The organism is Yersinia proxima, from assembly GCF_902170785.1.
Taxonomy (GTDB): Bacteria; Pseudomonadota; Gammaproteobacteria; order Enterobacterales; family Enterobacteriaceae; genus Yersinia; species Yersinia proxima.
Genome location: NZ_CABHYG010000009.1, coordinates 19,725 through 34,482, shown reverse-complemented (window position 1 = coordinate 34,482; position 14,758 = coordinate 19,725). Strand labels below are relative to the sequence as shown.

Below are 14,758 nucleotides of genomic sequence, written 5' to 3'. Positions count from 1 at the left end.
TTAGCTCCTGTTTTGGTTATTGTCAGTGGTCAAGACGCCGCTATCAGCATTGGCGTCGCTGACTGCCGACAGTGGTCTGGCAGGTGTTGCGTGTTGGCCGGGCCCGCCGCTATCTTGTTGGCGACCTTCATGGGCGATTGGCCCTTTGCGGATAAGCCGCATCATATAGGCGTAACCCACACCAAAGACTGAGCCATACACCAGGATAAATATCAGCAAGCTGATGCTCATATGCATTTCACCGTGGGACGACACTGCGTCACTGGTGCGTTGCAAGCCATAGACAATCCACGGCTGGCGACCCACTTCGGTGGTAAACCACCCCGCCAGAATGGCAATCAACCCTGATGGCCCCATCCACAACACAAAATAAAGGAAGGGACGAGACTGATACAAACCGCCACGCCAACGCAGCCATAAACTCCAAAAACCGGCCAAAATCATCAACATGCCTAATCCGACCATAATGCGGAAAGACCAAAACACGATGGTTGAGTTAGGGCGATCTTCGGGTGGAAAAGATTTCAGTGCTGGGATCTGCTTATCCAGGCTGTGAGTCAGGATAAGGCTGCCTAAATAGGGGATCTCCAGTGCGAAACGGGTTTTTTCTTGCTTCATATCTGGCCAGCCAAACAGAATCAGCGGTGTGGGTTCGCCCGGTTTATTTTCCCAGTGGCCCTCAATGGCCGCAATTTTAGCTGGCTGATGTTCCAGCGTATTCAGGCCGTGGGCATCGCCAATAACTGCCTGAAGAGGGGCGACAATCAATGCCATCCACATCGCCATCGACAGCATTTTTCGCATCGCCGGAGTATCGCGTTTACGCAGTAAATGCCAGGCGGCAGAGGCGCCGACAAAGAAGGCTGAGGCCAGGAAAGCGGCGGTTGACATGTGCAACAGGCGATAGGGGAATGAGGGGTTAAAGATCACTTTTAGCCAGTCAACTGGCACCACTTGCCCATTAATGACTTCAAAACCTTGTGGTGTCTGCATCCAGCTATTAGAGGCCAGAATCCAGAAGGTTGACATGAGTGTTCCCAATGCCACCATGCAGGTGGCAAAGAAGTGCAAGCCGGGGCCAACACGATTCCAGCCAAATAGCATCACACCCAAGAAACCGGCTTCGAGGAAGAAGGCGGTCAAGACTTCATAAGTCAGCAGCGGGCCAGTGATGCTGCCAGCAAATTCAGAGAAAAAGCTCCAGTTGGTACCAAATTGGTAGGCCATAACCAGGCCGGATACCACGCCCATACCAAAGTTGACGGCAAAGATTTTTGACCAGAAATGGTAGAGGTCGCGGTAATCTTCATTTTTGGTTTTTAGCCATAAACCTTCGAGTACCGCCAGAAAACTGGCAAGACCTATAGTGATGGCCGGGAAGATAATATGGAACGAAATGGTGAAAGCGAATTGGATTCTGGCCAACTCGAGAGCGGTTAAGCCAAACATAGCGACCTCGCTAAAAACATGGTACTGCCTCATCAAACTATAGAAGAAATCGTGCCACAGCGGCGATTGGGTGACACCGCCACGGGCAATTATTTCGCGGAGTAAACTTGGCAGTTAGTTAACCATAAGTTAAAGTGGCTATAATAGTGACAATTAATTCAATATCACCTATAACAGTTGGCTTATGACGCGATATGAACAGTTAGCGCAACAAATCCGTGCGCAAATACAATCCAAGGTCTGGCAAGCGGGTGACAAACTGCCGTCGCTGCGGGAAAGTTGCAGGCAATCGGGTTTAAGTTTAATGACCGTGGTGCAGTCCTATCAGTTACTGGAAAGCCAGGGATGGATCGTGGCACGCCCGCAATCGGGATATTATGTTGCTTCGCGTCCAACCCAGTTGCCGCAACCTCAGCGGGGGAAAAAACTGCATCTGGACGAGCAAGTAGACATCAATACTTTTATTTTTGATGTATTACAGGCGGGAAAAGATCCGGCCATCATGCCATTTGGCTCGGCATTCCCCGATCCGAGCTTATTGCTGCAACCTCGCCTGTCACGTGCTCTGGCGGGGGTTGCGCGTAAAATATCACCGCAAAGCTCGGTGACAAACTTGCCGCCGGGTAATGAAAGTTTGCGCCGTAATATTGCTCAGCGTTATGCCGCCAGTGGGATGAATGTTTCACCCGAAGAAATTGTGATTACCGCCGGTGCGATGGAGTCCCTTAGCCTGAGTTTGCAGGCGGTGACGCAGCCTGGCGATTGGGTTGTTATTGAATCGCCAGCGTTTTATGGTGCGTTACAGGCCATAGAGCGCCTGCGCTTAAAAGCTATTGCCATTACCACGCACCCGCAAAATGGGATGGATCTTGACGCTCTTGAACAGGTCATCAACCAGTATCCGATCAAGGCGTGTTGGCTGATGACGCACTTCCAGAATCCACTTGGTAGCACCATGTCCTGGCCTCAGAAAAAACGGCTGGTGGCGCTGTTGCAACAGAATAATATTTCGTTAATTGAAGATGATGTTTATGGTGAGTTGTACTTCGGTGCTGAGCGCCCCTTGCCGGCCAAAGCACTCGATCAGCACCGCCAAATTCTGCATTGCTCCTCTTTTTCAAAATGTCTGGCTCCGGGATTTCGAGTCGGTTGGGTGGCGGCGGGAGAACATGCACAGCGGGTGCAACATTTGCAACTAATGAGTACCGTTTCGGCCAGTGTTCCGACTCAGTTAGCTATTGCTGATTACCTTAGTCAAGGAGGGTACGATACTCACCTGCGCCGGTTGCGCCGTATTATGGAGCAGCGGCTAAACGCACTACGCCAGGCGGTGGTTGAGCACTTTCCCAAGAACGTCAAAATCAGCCATCCATCTGGAGGCTACTTCCTGTGGCTGGAATTGGAACCGCCATTTAATGCCAGTGAATTATACCGGCGTGCATTGGCGCAGGGCGTCAGTATTGCGCCGGGACGGATGTTTACCACTGGCAATCAGTTCGATCACTGTTTTCGCCTCAATGCTTCATTTGCCTGGTCGGAGCAAAGTGAAAAAGCCATCCGAATTCTGGCTATGCTGATAACTCAATTGACCAGTGGTGTGGATAACCGCTCGCGCTAATCCTGTCATTTCCCCTCCTTAAATCGGTTAATACTGATGGCTCCAGAAAATGGAGCCATAACCGCATGATCTGCTGTTGAACTAACCGCCTTATTGTTGCGCTTGTTATGCATAAACGTCTTTGTCCATCCTTTTATCCTCCCTTTCCCGGTAGCAGAAATGCACCCAATTGATGCATTGACTGCTCATTTATAGGGCGTGAAGAATCTCCAGTGTTGTTTTTATGTTGCAAAAGTGTGATCTGATAGAGCAAAAATCAACATTGGTTGCCAATGCATACAATTTCGAGCTAAACCCCTCTAATGGGTCATTTTGATGGTCAATAGACCGTATGAATGCGAGTGTTTTGCATAATTATGCATTGTAAAACTTTGTTTTAATGAGATTTATACATTTTATTCACATTGTGAACGGTGTGGCACGAAAGCTGCTCTACACTTTATATCAGGTGAATATATTTCATTCTTCATTGTTAACAGAATAAGAGATTTTGTTGGGCGGCAGGGTGATTCCTGGCAATAAGCCTCTCAAACCATAGGCCTCACAAACAACAAGTCTCTCAACCCATATTTACGCTGATTAAAGAGGCCATTATGGAACAGCCAATCCCGGTTACCCGACAGTCTTTTGATGAATGGATCGTCCCAACTTATGCTCCAGCTGACTTTATTGTGGTACGAGGCGAAGGGGCGACACTGTGGGATCAACAGGGCAAATCTTATATCGATTTTGCGGGTGGGATTGCCGTCAATGCCTTAGGACATGGGCATCCGGCCGTAAAAGCTGCATTGATTGAGCAAGCAGACAAAGTATGGCATTTGGGCAATGGTTATACCAATGAACCGGTGTTGCGGCTGGCAAAACAACTGATTGATGCCACCTTCGCTGAAAAAGTATTTTTCTGTAATTCAGGCGCTGAAGCCAATGAAGCTGCACTGAAATTGGCGCGTAAATATGCCTTGGATAATTTTGCCAATAAGCCGGGACAGCAGGGCGAAAAGAACCAGATTGTTGCCTTTAGAAATGCCTTTCATGGCCGGACACTGTTCACCGTTTCGGCAGGAGGCCAGCCCAAGTACTCGCAGGATTTTGCTCCGTTGCCGGGGGGGATTAGCCACGGCATTTTCAATGACCTGGCCTCTGCCGAAGCCCTTATTACCGATCAAACCTGTGCGGTGATTGTCGAGCCGATTCAGGGGGAAGGGGGCGTGTTACCCGCAGATAGTGAGTTCCTGCATGGCCTGCGTGCATTGTGTGATCGCCATAATGCGGTACTGATTTTTGATGAAGTACAAACCGGTGTTGGTCGTACCGGTGAGTTGTATGCCTACATGCACTATGGCGTCACCCCTGATGTCCTGACCAGCGCCAAAGCACTTGGGGGCGGGTTCCCGATAGCCGCCATGCTGACGACCACAAAATATGCCAGCGCACTGAATGTCGGCAGTCACGGGACAACTTACGGCGGTAACCCATTGGCTTGTGCGGTGGCAGGCACCGTTTTATCTCTCATCAATACACCAACTGTATTGTCGGGCGTGAAAGAGCGGCATCAATGGTTTTTGGATGGTTTGGCGGATATTAATGCGCGTTACAAAGTTTTCGCCGAAATACGCGGGCGCGGTTTATTGATTGGCTGTGTGCTGAACAGTGATTATGCCGGCAAATCCAAAGATATCATTCAGGCCGCTGCCCAGCATGGATTAATCGCCTTAATTGCAGGCCCCGATGTCGTCCGCTTTGCGCCATCACTGATTATTTCCCAGCACGATATTAAAGAGGGCTTGGCCCGACTTGCTATGGGTATTGAGCAGGTCTGTCGTAAGGCTAAGTCGTAACATATAAGCCGTAACACATCGGCAGTCAGCAAGGACCTTGAATATGATGAGAGTTCGCCCGGTAGAACGCCGTGATTTAGCCGATATTCTGGAGTTGGCTGGGAAAACTGGCGTTGGTATGACCTCACTGCCACAAAATGAGCAACACCTCGCCGCCAGAATTGAGCGCGCATTAAATACCTGGCAAGGCTCTTTGGCTGCGGGTGAGCAAGGTTACCTGTTCGTATTAGAAGACACTGAGCGAGAGAAAGTCGTGGGCGTCAGTGCGATAGAAGTGGCTGTGGGAATGAATGACCCTTGGTATAACTTCCGTGTGGGGACATTAGTTCATGCCTCTAAAACCCTCAATGTGTACAAATCAGTGCCGACGCTATTTTTGAGCAATGATCACACTGGTTATAGCGAACTCTGCACACTGTTTCTTGACCCTGAATATCGTAAAGATAAAAACGGCCCCTTCTTATCGAAAGTTCGTTTTCTATTTATCGCCGCATTTCGCCAGCACTTCTCGCGCAAATTGATTGCTGAGATGCGCGGTTACACCGATGAACAAGGCCGTTCACCATTTTGGGAAAATGTCGGTCGTCACTTTTTCGCTATCGAATTTGCAAAAGCCGATTACCTGAGTGGAACGGGGCAAAAAGCGTTTATTGCCGAATTGATGCCGAAACACCCGCTGTATGTGGATTTTTTGGCAGAAGAAGCCCGTGCGGTGATAGGCCAGGTTCATCCTCACACTGCACCTGCTCGCGCGGTTCTGGAGACTGAAGGCCTGCAATATCAGGGATATGTCGATATTTTTGATGGTGGGCCGACTTTGGAAGCCAACACCGACGAAGTGCGGGCGGTGCGCGATAGCAGCCAGCGAAAAGTGGTTATTGATGATATTGATATTGACCCAAGTGGCAGCGCTTATTTAGTGGCCAATGACCGTTACCAAGAGTTTCGTTCCATATTAATTAACACCCATCTATCAGACGAATTTCTGCATTTAACCACTGACAATGCAGCGGCACTGGGTGTGGTGACGGGTGATTCGGTTCGGATAATCAGCCTTTTTGCTCCGGAGACAAGAAAATGACCCATCCTGCACTGTTTATTCAGGGGGAGTGGCGCACCGGTAAAGGTGCCCATTTCGATAAACATGACCCTATGGGTCAGCAATTATTGTGGCAAGCGCGTGCCGCCGATAGCGCAGATGTCGCCGCAGCTTGTCGCGCCGCGCGTGATGCTTTCCCCACATGGGCGCGAACACCACTGGAACAGCGAGTGGCGATTATTCAGCGTTTTGCCGTATTACTCGAACAACATAAGCAGCAATTGGCGCGAACGATAAGTCTGGAAACCAGTAAACCGCACTGGGAAACGCTAACAGAAATTCAGGCTATGGTGGGCAAAGTGGCGATTTCGTTGCAAGCCTATCAAACCCGAACCGGCAGCAGTCAAGCGCCGATGGCAGATGCTATTTCAGTGCTACGGCACCGGCCACATGGCGTGTTGGCGGTTTTTGGCCCTTATAACTTTCCCGGACATCTCCCCAATGGACATATTGTTCCTGCCTTGTTAGCGGGCAATACCGTGGTGTTCAAACCCAGTGAATTGACCCCGGTAACGGCAGAAGAAACTGTCAAGTTATGGCAATTGGCAGGCATTCCTGATGGCGTACTCAATTTAGTTCAGGGTGGACGTGACACTGGCGAAGCGCTGGCGGCTCAACCTGATATTGATGGTTTACTGTTTACCGGCAGTGCCAATACCGGTTACCACTTACACCGGCAACTGGCGGGGCAACCAGAGAAAATTCTGGCGTTGGAGATGGGGGGGAATAATGCCCTGATTGTTGAGCAGGTCAAAGACTGTGATGCAGCGGTAAACCTCGCGATTCAGTCGGCTTTTATCTCTGCTGGTCAGCGTTGTACCTGCTCGCGCCGCTTGTTGATCAAGAGTGGCGCTGAAGGCGATGCGTTTTTACAACGTTTTGTTGCAGTGAGTAAAGCGCTCCGTATTGGGCGCTGGGATAGCCAACCGGCTCCTTTTATGGGGGCGGTGATTTCATCTCAAGCGGCTGAAAAAATGCTGGCAGCACAGCAACATTTGTTGTCATTAGGGGGGGAAGCCTTATTAACCATGACCCGACCTGACAGCCAAAGTGCGGTTTTGACTCCCGGTATCATTGATATTACCGGTATCAGCGAGGTTCCTGATGAAGAGTATTTTGGCCCACTGGTGAGTGTTATTCGCTATAGCGATTTTAACCTGGCACTAAAAATAGCCAATCAAACCCGATTTGGTTTAGCCATCGGCCTGGTTTCAGAAGACAGGCAACAGTTTGAACAACTGCTATTGGAAGCCCGTGCAGGTATTGTTAACTGGAATAAACCTTTGACCGGAGCCTCCAGTGCGGCTCCATTTGGTGGGGTTGGGGCTTCAGGTAATCATCGACCAAGTGCATTTTATGCCGCAGATTATTGTGCCTGGCCCATGGCATCACTCGAAAGTGAAAGCCTGACACTGCCGGCGACACTGTCGCCCGGCATTTCATTCGACTTACCCGATTAGCCCATTTCCCTGATTAACTCATAGGTGTGGACGGAGAATACGATGGCAGGATATGAAGTTAATTTCGATGGATTGGTTGGGCTGACACATCACTATGCCGGATTGTCTTTTGGCAATGAGGCCTCTACCAGGCATCAAAATACGCTCTCCAACCCACGGCTGGCTGCAAAACAGGGCCTGCTAAAAATGAAAGCGCTGGCCGATTTAGGCTACAAGCAGGGGATTTTGCCACCACAGGAGCGCCCAGCGATGGGGGTTTTACGCCAGTTGGGTTTTAGCGGCTCAGATGAACAAGTATTAAGTGAAGTGGCGCGCAAATCGCCGCGGCTATTATCGGCGGTCAGCTCCGCCTCATCAATGTGGACAGCTAATGCGGCAACAGTATCACCTGCCTCGGACAGCGCTGACGGGCGAGTTCATTTTACCGTTGCAAATTTGAATAATAAATTTCATCGCGCCATCGAGGCAGATACAACTTCAGCAATATTAAAAAGCATTTTTAATAATCATCGTCACTTTGTTCACCACGATGCATTGCCTTCCGTTGAGTTATTTGGCGATGAGGGCGCAGCTAATCATAATCGCCTGGGGGGAGAGTATGACCGCCCGGCGATTCAGGTATTTGTTTATGGCCGTCAAGGGCTTGAAAGCGGGGTGATGCCCAGCCGATATCCTGCGCGCCAAACATTGGAAGCCAGCGAAGCCGTGGCACGTTTGCACTTGTTAGACCCTGAACGCGTTGTTTTTATGCAACAAAATCCGGCGGTGATCGACCAAGGGGTGTTCCATAATGATGTTATCGCGGTCAGCAATCAAAACGTGTTATTCCACCATCAACATGCCTTCGTACCTGATATCCGAGTAATGGACGATTTACGTCGTAAAATGGGGCGAATTGAGCAACAACTGTTCACCATTGAAGTGCCCGCAGCACAAGTTTCTGTCGCGCAAGCGGTATCGAGCTATCTGTTTAACAGCCAGTTACTGAGTAAACCCAATGGCAAGATGTTGCTGGTGATTCCACAAGAATCCCAGGAATGTCCCACAGTGTGGGAGTATCTGTCTGAATTGATCATCAGCGGTGGCCCGATTGATGAGGTCAGGGTTTTTGACCTGCGCGAAAGTATGCACAATGGTGGTGGCCCGGCTTGCTTACGGCTACGTGTTGCGCTTAATGACACTGAGTTAGCGGCAGTAAACAGCAGAGTGATGATGACTCCCGCTCTGTTTGTTACGCTGAATAATTGGATCGATCAGCACTATCGCGACCGTTTGCAATTTAAAGATTTGGCTGACCCACAGTTGTTACAAGAAGGGCGGCAAGCATTGGATGAATTGACCAAGATACTCAACCTGGGTTCGATATACCCGTTCCAACATCCTTAATCGAAATATCAAAAATCGAACGGCATGAGCCATGAAAAAAGATAAGCAAAGGGAAGGGACGATGATGCCAGATTTTCTGTCAATCACCCTGGCGGGGGCTCCACCGCCACTCACTAGCGGCGCAACATCAAACCTTAAATGGCAATGGCTGGATGAAGGGGTGTTGATGCTCACCCCCCACAGAGCCTGTTCGCAATCAGTGGTGTTATCGGCAGGTATCCATGGAAATGAAACAGCTCCGATTGAGATTCTAAACCAATTAGTCTCTGATCTATTAGCTAGCCAACTGCCATTAGCAGTGCGTTTGTTAGTGATATTAGGTAATCCGCCCGCTATCAGAGCAGGAGAGCGTTACCTCACCGCCGATATCAATCGCATGTTTGGTGGTCGTCATAAAAATCATTTACCCGCAGATGAGGCAAGACGGGCCGAAATTCTCGAACAAAAAGTCGGAGAGTTTTTTGCAGCTGACCCACAATCTTTACGCTTACATTATGATTTACATACGGCAATTCGGGGTTCACATCATAACCGATTTGGCTTGTTACCCTACAGGACGTCGCCTTACTGCGCGACAATGTTACGTTGGCTAAAAGAGTGTGAGCTAGATGCATTAGTGATGCATACCGCAGCGGGAGGAACTTTTGCCCACTTCAGTAGTGAGTTCTGTCAGGCGGCCAGTTGCACGTTGGAATTGGGTAAAGCGTTACCCTTTGGGCAAAATCAGCTTGAACAGTTTAGTGCGATCACTGCGGGCTTGCGTGCATTAGCCAGTGGAGGGCAACTGCCTGCTCGGTCTACCGAGGCAATGATATATTATCGCGTCGTGAAATCACTCCTGAAGCAACATGCTGATTTTAAACTGTGGGTGGCAGATGACACAGTCAATTTCACTCGCTATCCGCAAGGAACATTGATGACAGAACAACCTAATGAGCATTATCGCGTTGAGCATGAATATGAATGGATCTTATTCCCCAATCCGCGAGTTGCGTTGGGATTGCGTGCAGGCATCATGCTAGTGCAAATGGATGAGAATGAGATACCGCAAGTATAAGTAAGGCTATATCCTAAGATAGTAACGTAAGTTAATATCACCACAGGGCGTTTTACTTAAGCTAAATTTAAAGAGGTATATCTTTTTTGGTATGTAAAAAAGTGATTTTGCAACATCAATAACTCATTTCTCTTTCATTAAATAAGAGATTATCTTATTAAACTTATATAACTTTCCTGTCACTAGATAAAGCCTACCTAATTAATAACACCCTAAGTCCACACTTTTTATAATCCTATCAATGCTATTTATACTTTGCTCTTTTCTTCGTTGCACCAAATAGGATATTCACCCCCAATTATTTGTATTTTAAATAGCCGATAAATGACTTTGGATATATAAAAAATAGATTATAAGTGTGATATCCGCTCCATTTTACAAATCTAACGACTCAAAAGAACAAAAAAGAAACAAATTGAAATGACTTTGCACTGAAATGGTGCTACTGCACTGTTTTGGTTATATCTAATTACCTAAAAATACAGTTAATCAACGAGTTATGGAAAGTTCCATTAAAAACATTTTGTTACAATTGATTACCTGTTTATACCTATATATCTTCAATTTTACCGTTTTAACTTTTCGTGCTTAGTGATAATGTCTCTTCGCTTTACAAAGACAGGTAACTATAAAAAATTAAAAGTTAACTTTTATGAGGCTAAATAACTAATTTAGTCCGCGGGTTAATTTTATTAAAATTTAAAGGAAAAATAATGATGAAGCGCAGTGTGCTGGCCTTAGCGGTCACCTTGAGTATGGTTCCTACTCTCTCAAACGCAGCAGAAATCTATAATAAAGACGGCAATAAACTGGATCTTTATGGCCGCGTAGCCGCTAAATACATTTTCACAAATCATAATAATGCCGACGATACTTATGTGCGTTTTGGTTTTAAAGGTGAAACACAGATTAATAGCCAACTGACCGGTTACGGCCAGTGGGAATATAACGTTGCCGCTAAAAATGCTGAATCTCAGGGCGACAAAGGCAATAAAACCCGTTTAGGTTTTGCCGGTTTGAAATTTGCTGAATTTGGCTCTTTCGATTATGGCCGTAACTATGGCGTAGTGTACGACGCATTGGCTTATACCGACATGCTACCTGAGTTCGGTGGCGACTCAATTGCTTACACTGATAACTACATGACCGGTCGTTCAACCGGTCTGGCAACTTACCGTAACTCTGACTTCTTCGGTCTGGTCAAAGGCCTGAATGTTGCTGCTCAGTATCAGGGTCGCAATGATGACGGTGATACCACCAAGAATGAGCGCGCAATTCAGAAAGCTAACGGTGACGGTTATGGTTTGTCTGTTGATTATCAAGACATCGAAGGCAGCGGCGTTGGCTTCGTAGCAGCATACTCTAATTCTAACCGTACCTTGGGTCAGAAGAATCTGGCTAACAGTGCTACCGGTGATAAAGCTCAAGCCTGGGCTACTGCGCTAAAATATGATGCAAACCAGGTTTACATCGCAGCTATGTACGGCGAAACGCTGAATATGACACCATACAAAGCACTGATCGCGAACAAAACCCAGAACGTAGAATTGGTTGCTCAATATCAATTCGAAAATGGCATTCGCCCATCTATCGCTTATGTTCAGTCTAAAGGTAAAGACCTGGATGCAGTCGGCAGTGCTGACTTGCTGAAATATGCTGAAATTGGTGTGACTTACTACATCAATAAAAACATGTTTACCTATGTTGACTACCAAATTAACTTGCTGGATGAAAACAACCCGCTGGGTCTCGGCACCGACGATACTGTTGCGGTTAACCTGACTTATCGTTTCTAAGTTAATTCAGTAAAGATTACCCTTTTCTGTGTCGGAAATAGGTGAATAAAAAGGCGGGGTTATCCCTGCCTTTTTTGCATTTAAAGCCATTAAACGTTAGCTAAGAAAGTATTACGTTAAATTAACGCTGATACTGTTGTTCACCCCATTTCAGCATCGTATTAACCAGCTGCTGGAGTAACTGTTGTAAGTGTACAGCCCGTTCTGGCAGATAAGAATAGGGTTCAGTCTCAGACATGTAGTTTAACTGTGATAACTCAAGTTGCACCGCATGTTGATGGCTCGGTGGTGAACCATACGCTCTAGTTATGTAACCACCTTTAAAGCGGCCATTTAATATATGACTAAATGCAGATTGACGTTCGCAACACGCTATCAATAGCGAGCTTAGCGATGGCGCACAACTGGCACCACTATTGGTCCCAAAATTCAAGTCTGGCAGTTGCCCATCAAACAACCTCGGGATTACGGAGGCAATCGAATGGGCATCAAGCAGCAATGCATAACCGAATTTGGCTTTAAGCCGCATCAATTCGAGCTGAATTTGCTGGTGGTAAGGCCGCCAAATGTGTAACAAGTAGGATTGACGTTCTTGAGGAGACGGCGTTTTGCCTGGCACAAAACAGGGGCGGCCATCGAACAGTGTTTCCGGGAATAAACCAGTAGTTGCGGTGGTATACAGCGGCTGATCATCTTCTGGACGGTTCAGGTCTACCACCAAGCGGGAATAATTACCGACAACCATGCTTGCACCAATATTATGGGCAAAATCATAGAGGCGAGGAATATGCCAGTCGGTATCTGAAAGCGGTCGGGCAGCTTCCGTCAGGCCAGTCTCAACGACGGGAGTCAGCCGTGTACCTGCATGGGGGATGCTGATAAGTAAAGGCAGTTTCCCCATCTGGAAACTCAACGGATCAAGCAGATTCATGGGCGAGCTTCTCCTTGGAAAACGACAGATACAGGTAATTGACCGCCGAGCCAGTATGCCAGTTCCGCTGGGCGCGATAATGGCCAATGAACCCAATTTGCTAATTTACCAGTTTCCAGTGTTCCTTGAGTTTCTTGCAACCCCAGAGCCTGAGCCGCATGGCAAGTGACACCGGCGAGTGCTTCTTCCGGAGTCATTCGGAACAAGGTGCATGCCATATTGAGCATCAGTCGGAGTGAGAGTGCTGGGGATGTCCCCGGATTGGCATCACTGGCTAACGCCATCGGCACGTTATATTGGCGAAATAGTTCAATTGGCGGGCATTGCGTTTCTCGCAATAAATAATAAGCCCCCGGTAACAATACCGCGACAGTACCCGCATCTGCCATTGCTCTAACATCTGACTCCGTTGCGTATTCGAGGTGATCAGCTGACATGGCATTAAATTTGGCAGCCAACGTGCTGCCATTGAGCGAAGAAAGTTGTTCTGCATGCAGTTTTACTGGTAACCCGGCTTGTTGTGCCGCTAAGAATACACGCTCAACTTGTGCAGGTGAAAACGCCAGATGTTCACAAAAAGCATCAACAGCATCAGCGAGCTTTTCTTTTGCAACCTGGGGAATAATGGTGTCACAAACAAAATCAATATAATCATCAGCCCGACCAGCAAACTCGGGTGGTAACGCATGAGCAGCAAGGCAGGTTGTTTTAACTGTGACAGGCAATAACTCACCTAACTGACGAGCCACGCGGAGCATTTTCATTTCACTCTCAAGGCTAAGGCCATAACCCGATTTAATTTCAATACAGGTCACACCTTCAGCGAGTAGGGGCTGTAAACGAAACAATGCTTGTTCCAGTAATTGCTGTTCACTGGTGCTTCGTGTCGCTCTGACTGTCGACACGATACCGCCGCCATTGGCGGCAATTTCTGCATAGCTCACACCATTAAGACGTTGTTCGAACTCGGCACTTCGATCGCCACCAAACACCAAATGGGTATGGCAATCAATTAACCCGGGAGTGATAAGACCACCTGAGTAGATGACCTCGCGTGAAGCGCTGAATTTGGGTAATTCATTATATGGCCCGATCCAGACTATTTTACCGTTAGTTATCGCCATTGCTCCTTGCTGGATCAGGTGATACTTGCCTCCACGCATGGTCACGATATCGGCACCGTACCACAAACTGTCGCAGTGAATTGTTGACACCATCTGACTCCCTAAGACGTACAAAATTAAGTTGTATATACAATTATGGACAACCTAGCGCATAAATTCACTATCGGCAAGATAGGGATTTAAACAATTGCGTAACACTTCGCACTTCTCGCAGAGAAAAAAAATTGATCAGGACGTGACGGTGCCTTGTGGGGTAAAACGGCCATAGAGTTGATAGCGAGAACCGGGATAAAGCAGTTGAGCGGCGGTCACGATGGCTTTGCCATACCAGGTTCTACGGCGAATCAGTAGGCATGGTTCATGCTCATCTAATTGTAACAATTGTCGCTCAAGTGGATTTGGGATAACAGCTTCAACAATATGTTCACCTTCAGTCAGCGGGGCGGCTTGGGTGAGGTAACTGTAAGGGGTGATTTGGTTGAAATCCTGCTTCATATAATCGGGTGCGGTGCTGGGATTGACACAGCGATTTTCGACCTGAATGGGAACATTATTCTCGTAATGAACAATTTGCGAGTAGAACAGTTGCTGGCCCGGCTGAATGCCTAAAGCAATCGCTTCTTCAGAACTGGCTGGCCGTGCCTCTAACTGCAAAATTTTACTACTATGGTGATGACCACGTGCAGTGATTTCGTCAGCAATATTATGAACTTCCAGTAAGGCACTATGTGCTTTTGCTTCAGCAACAAAGGTTCCTACGCCTTGCATGCGGATCAAAAAACCTTCACTGGTAAGCTCACGCAACGCCCGGTTGATGGTCATACGACTGACCCCTAACTCGGCAACGAGCTCACTCTCTGATGGCACACGTTGGTGAGGCTGCCAGACCCCAGTTCTAATTTGGCGAATGATAGCCAATTTAACGCGTTGATAAATAGGGGCAGGAGTATCGTCCATTGCGGGACTTAATTGTAAGGTCGTTTGTTGTTCCGCCACGACG

11 protein-coding genes are annotated in these 14,758 nt (G+C 47.8%); 7 read left to right on the top strand and 4 right to left on the bottom strand.

The annotated features are described in order from the left end of the window. Entirely contained in the window at window positions 1-1,449 is a 1,449-nt protein-coding gene (locus FTB31_RS06800) for a cytochrome ubiquinol oxidase subunit I (RefSeq protein WP_227731239.1), read from the bottom strand. 184 nt (window positions 1,450-1,633) lie between these two features. On the opposite strand from FTB31_RS06800, the gene FTB31_RS06795 reads away from it, so the two are divergent. The 7 genes from FTB31_RS06795 to FTB31_RS06765 all read left to right on the top strand — a co-directional run bounded on the left by FTB31_RS06795 (window position 1,634) and on the right by FTB31_RS06765 (window position 11,703). Beyond that, entirely contained in the window at window positions 1,634-3,067 is a 1,434-nt protein-coding gene (locus FTB31_RS06795) for an aminotransferase-like domain-containing protein (protein ID WP_050075432.1), read from the top strand. Between the two features lie 593 nt (window positions 3,068-3,660). After that, window positions 3,661-4,905: an aspartate aminotransferase family protein gene (locus FTB31_RS06790; RefSeq protein ID WP_077175429.1), complete on the top strand. Its 1,245-nt coding sequence runs from the start codon at window positions 3,661-3,663 to the stop codon at window positions 4,903-4,905. 43 nt (window positions 4,906-4,948) lie between these two features. Then, window positions 4,949-5,986, top strand: a complete 1,038-nt coding sequence (astA, locus tag FTB31_RS06785) for an arginine N-succinyltransferase (protein WP_050075434.1) — start codon at window positions 4,949-4,951, stop codon at window positions 5,984-5,986. Beyond that, window positions 5,983-7,464, top strand: coding sequence for a succinylglutamate-semialdehyde dehydrogenase (gene astD / locus FTB31_RS06780; RefSeq protein ID WP_227731238.1), 1,482 nt, complete (start codon window positions 5,983-5,985; stop codon window positions 7,462-7,464). The genes astA and astD overlap by 4 nt, the downstream gene beginning before the upstream one ends. Before the next feature lie 42 nt (window positions 7,465-7,506). Continuing rightward, a complete protein-coding gene (astB, locus tag FTB31_RS06775) occupies window positions 7,507-8,850 on the top strand; it encodes an N-succinylarginine dihydrolase (protein WP_050075436.1) in 1,344 nt (447 codons plus the stop codon). A gap of 64 nt (window positions 8,851-8,914) precedes the next feature. Continuing rightward, a complete protein-coding gene (astE, locus tag FTB31_RS06770; protein ID WP_077175457.1) occupies window positions 8,915-9,907 on the top strand; it encodes a succinylglutamate desuccinylase in 993 nt (330 codons plus the stop codon). 713 nt (window positions 9,908-10,620) lie between these two features. Beyond that, window positions 10,621-11,703 carry a porin gene (locus tag FTB31_RS06765; protein ID WP_019079224.1) on the top strand — a complete coding sequence of 361 codons (1,083 nt, stop codon included), beginning with the start codon at window positions 10,621-10,623 and terminating at the stop codon, window positions 11,701-11,703. A 121-nt stretch (window positions 11,704-11,824) separates the two neighbouring features. On the opposite strand, the gene hutG is transcribed toward FTB31_RS06765, so the two are convergent. From hutG to hutC, 3 genes are all read right to left on the bottom strand, one after another. Further along, a complete protein-coding gene (gene hutG, locus FTB31_RS06760) occupies window positions 11,825-12,634 on the bottom strand; it encodes an N-formylglutamate deformylase (RefSeq protein ID WP_077175427.1) in 810 nt (269 codons plus the stop codon). Beyond that, complete coding sequence (hutI, locus tag FTB31_RS06755; RefSeq protein WP_077175426.1) at window positions 12,631-13,851, bottom strand: imidazolonepropionase; 1,221 nt, start codon at window positions 13,849-13,851, stop codon at window positions 12,631-12,633. The genes hutG and hutI overlap by 4 nt, the downstream gene beginning before the upstream one ends. A gap of 135 nt (window positions 13,852-13,986) precedes the next feature. Continuing rightward, a complete protein-coding gene (hutC, locus tag FTB31_RS06750; protein ID WP_050075439.1) occupies window positions 13,987-14,754 on the bottom strand; it encodes a histidine utilization repressor in 768 nt (255 codons plus the stop codon). Window positions 14,755-14,758: the final 4 nt, after the last annotated feature.

Coding starts and splice junctions, on each gene's coding strand:
- FTB31_RS06800 (WP_227731239.1), bottom strand. CDS start 1,449: ATGTTTGGCTTAACCGCTCTCGAGTTGGCCAGAATCCAATTCGCTTTC.
- FTB31_RS06795 (WP_050075432.1), top strand. CDS start 1,634: ATGACGCGATATGAACAGTTAGCGCAACAAATCCGTGCGCAAATACAA.
- FTB31_RS06790 (WP_077175429.1), top strand. CDS start 3,661: ATGGAACAGCCAATCCCGGTTACCCGACAGTCTTTTGATGAATGGATC.
- astA (WP_050075434.1), top strand. CDS start 4,949: ATGATGAGAGTTCGCCCGGTAGAACGCCGTGATTTAGCCGATATTCTG.
- astD (WP_227731238.1), top strand. CDS start 5,983: ATGACCCATCCTGCACTGTTTATTCAGGGGGAGTGGCGCACCGGTAAA.
- astB (WP_050075436.1), top strand. CDS start 7,507: ATGGCAGGATATGAAGTTAATTTCGATGGATTGGTTGGGCTGACACAT.
- astE (WP_077175457.1), top strand. CDS start 8,915: ATGCCAGATTTTCTGTCAATCACCCTGGCGGGGGCTCCACCGCCACTC.
- FTB31_RS06765 (WP_019079224.1), top strand. CDS start 10,621: ATGATGAAGCGCAGTGTGCTGGCCTTAGCGGTCACCTTGAGTATGGTT.
- hutG (WP_077175427.1), bottom strand. CDS start 12,634: ATGAATCTGCTTGATCCGTTGAGTTTCCAGATGGGGAAACTGCCTTTA.
- hutI (WP_077175426.1), bottom strand. CDS start 13,851: ATGGTGTCAACAATTCACTGCGACAGTTTGTGGTACGGTGCCGATATC.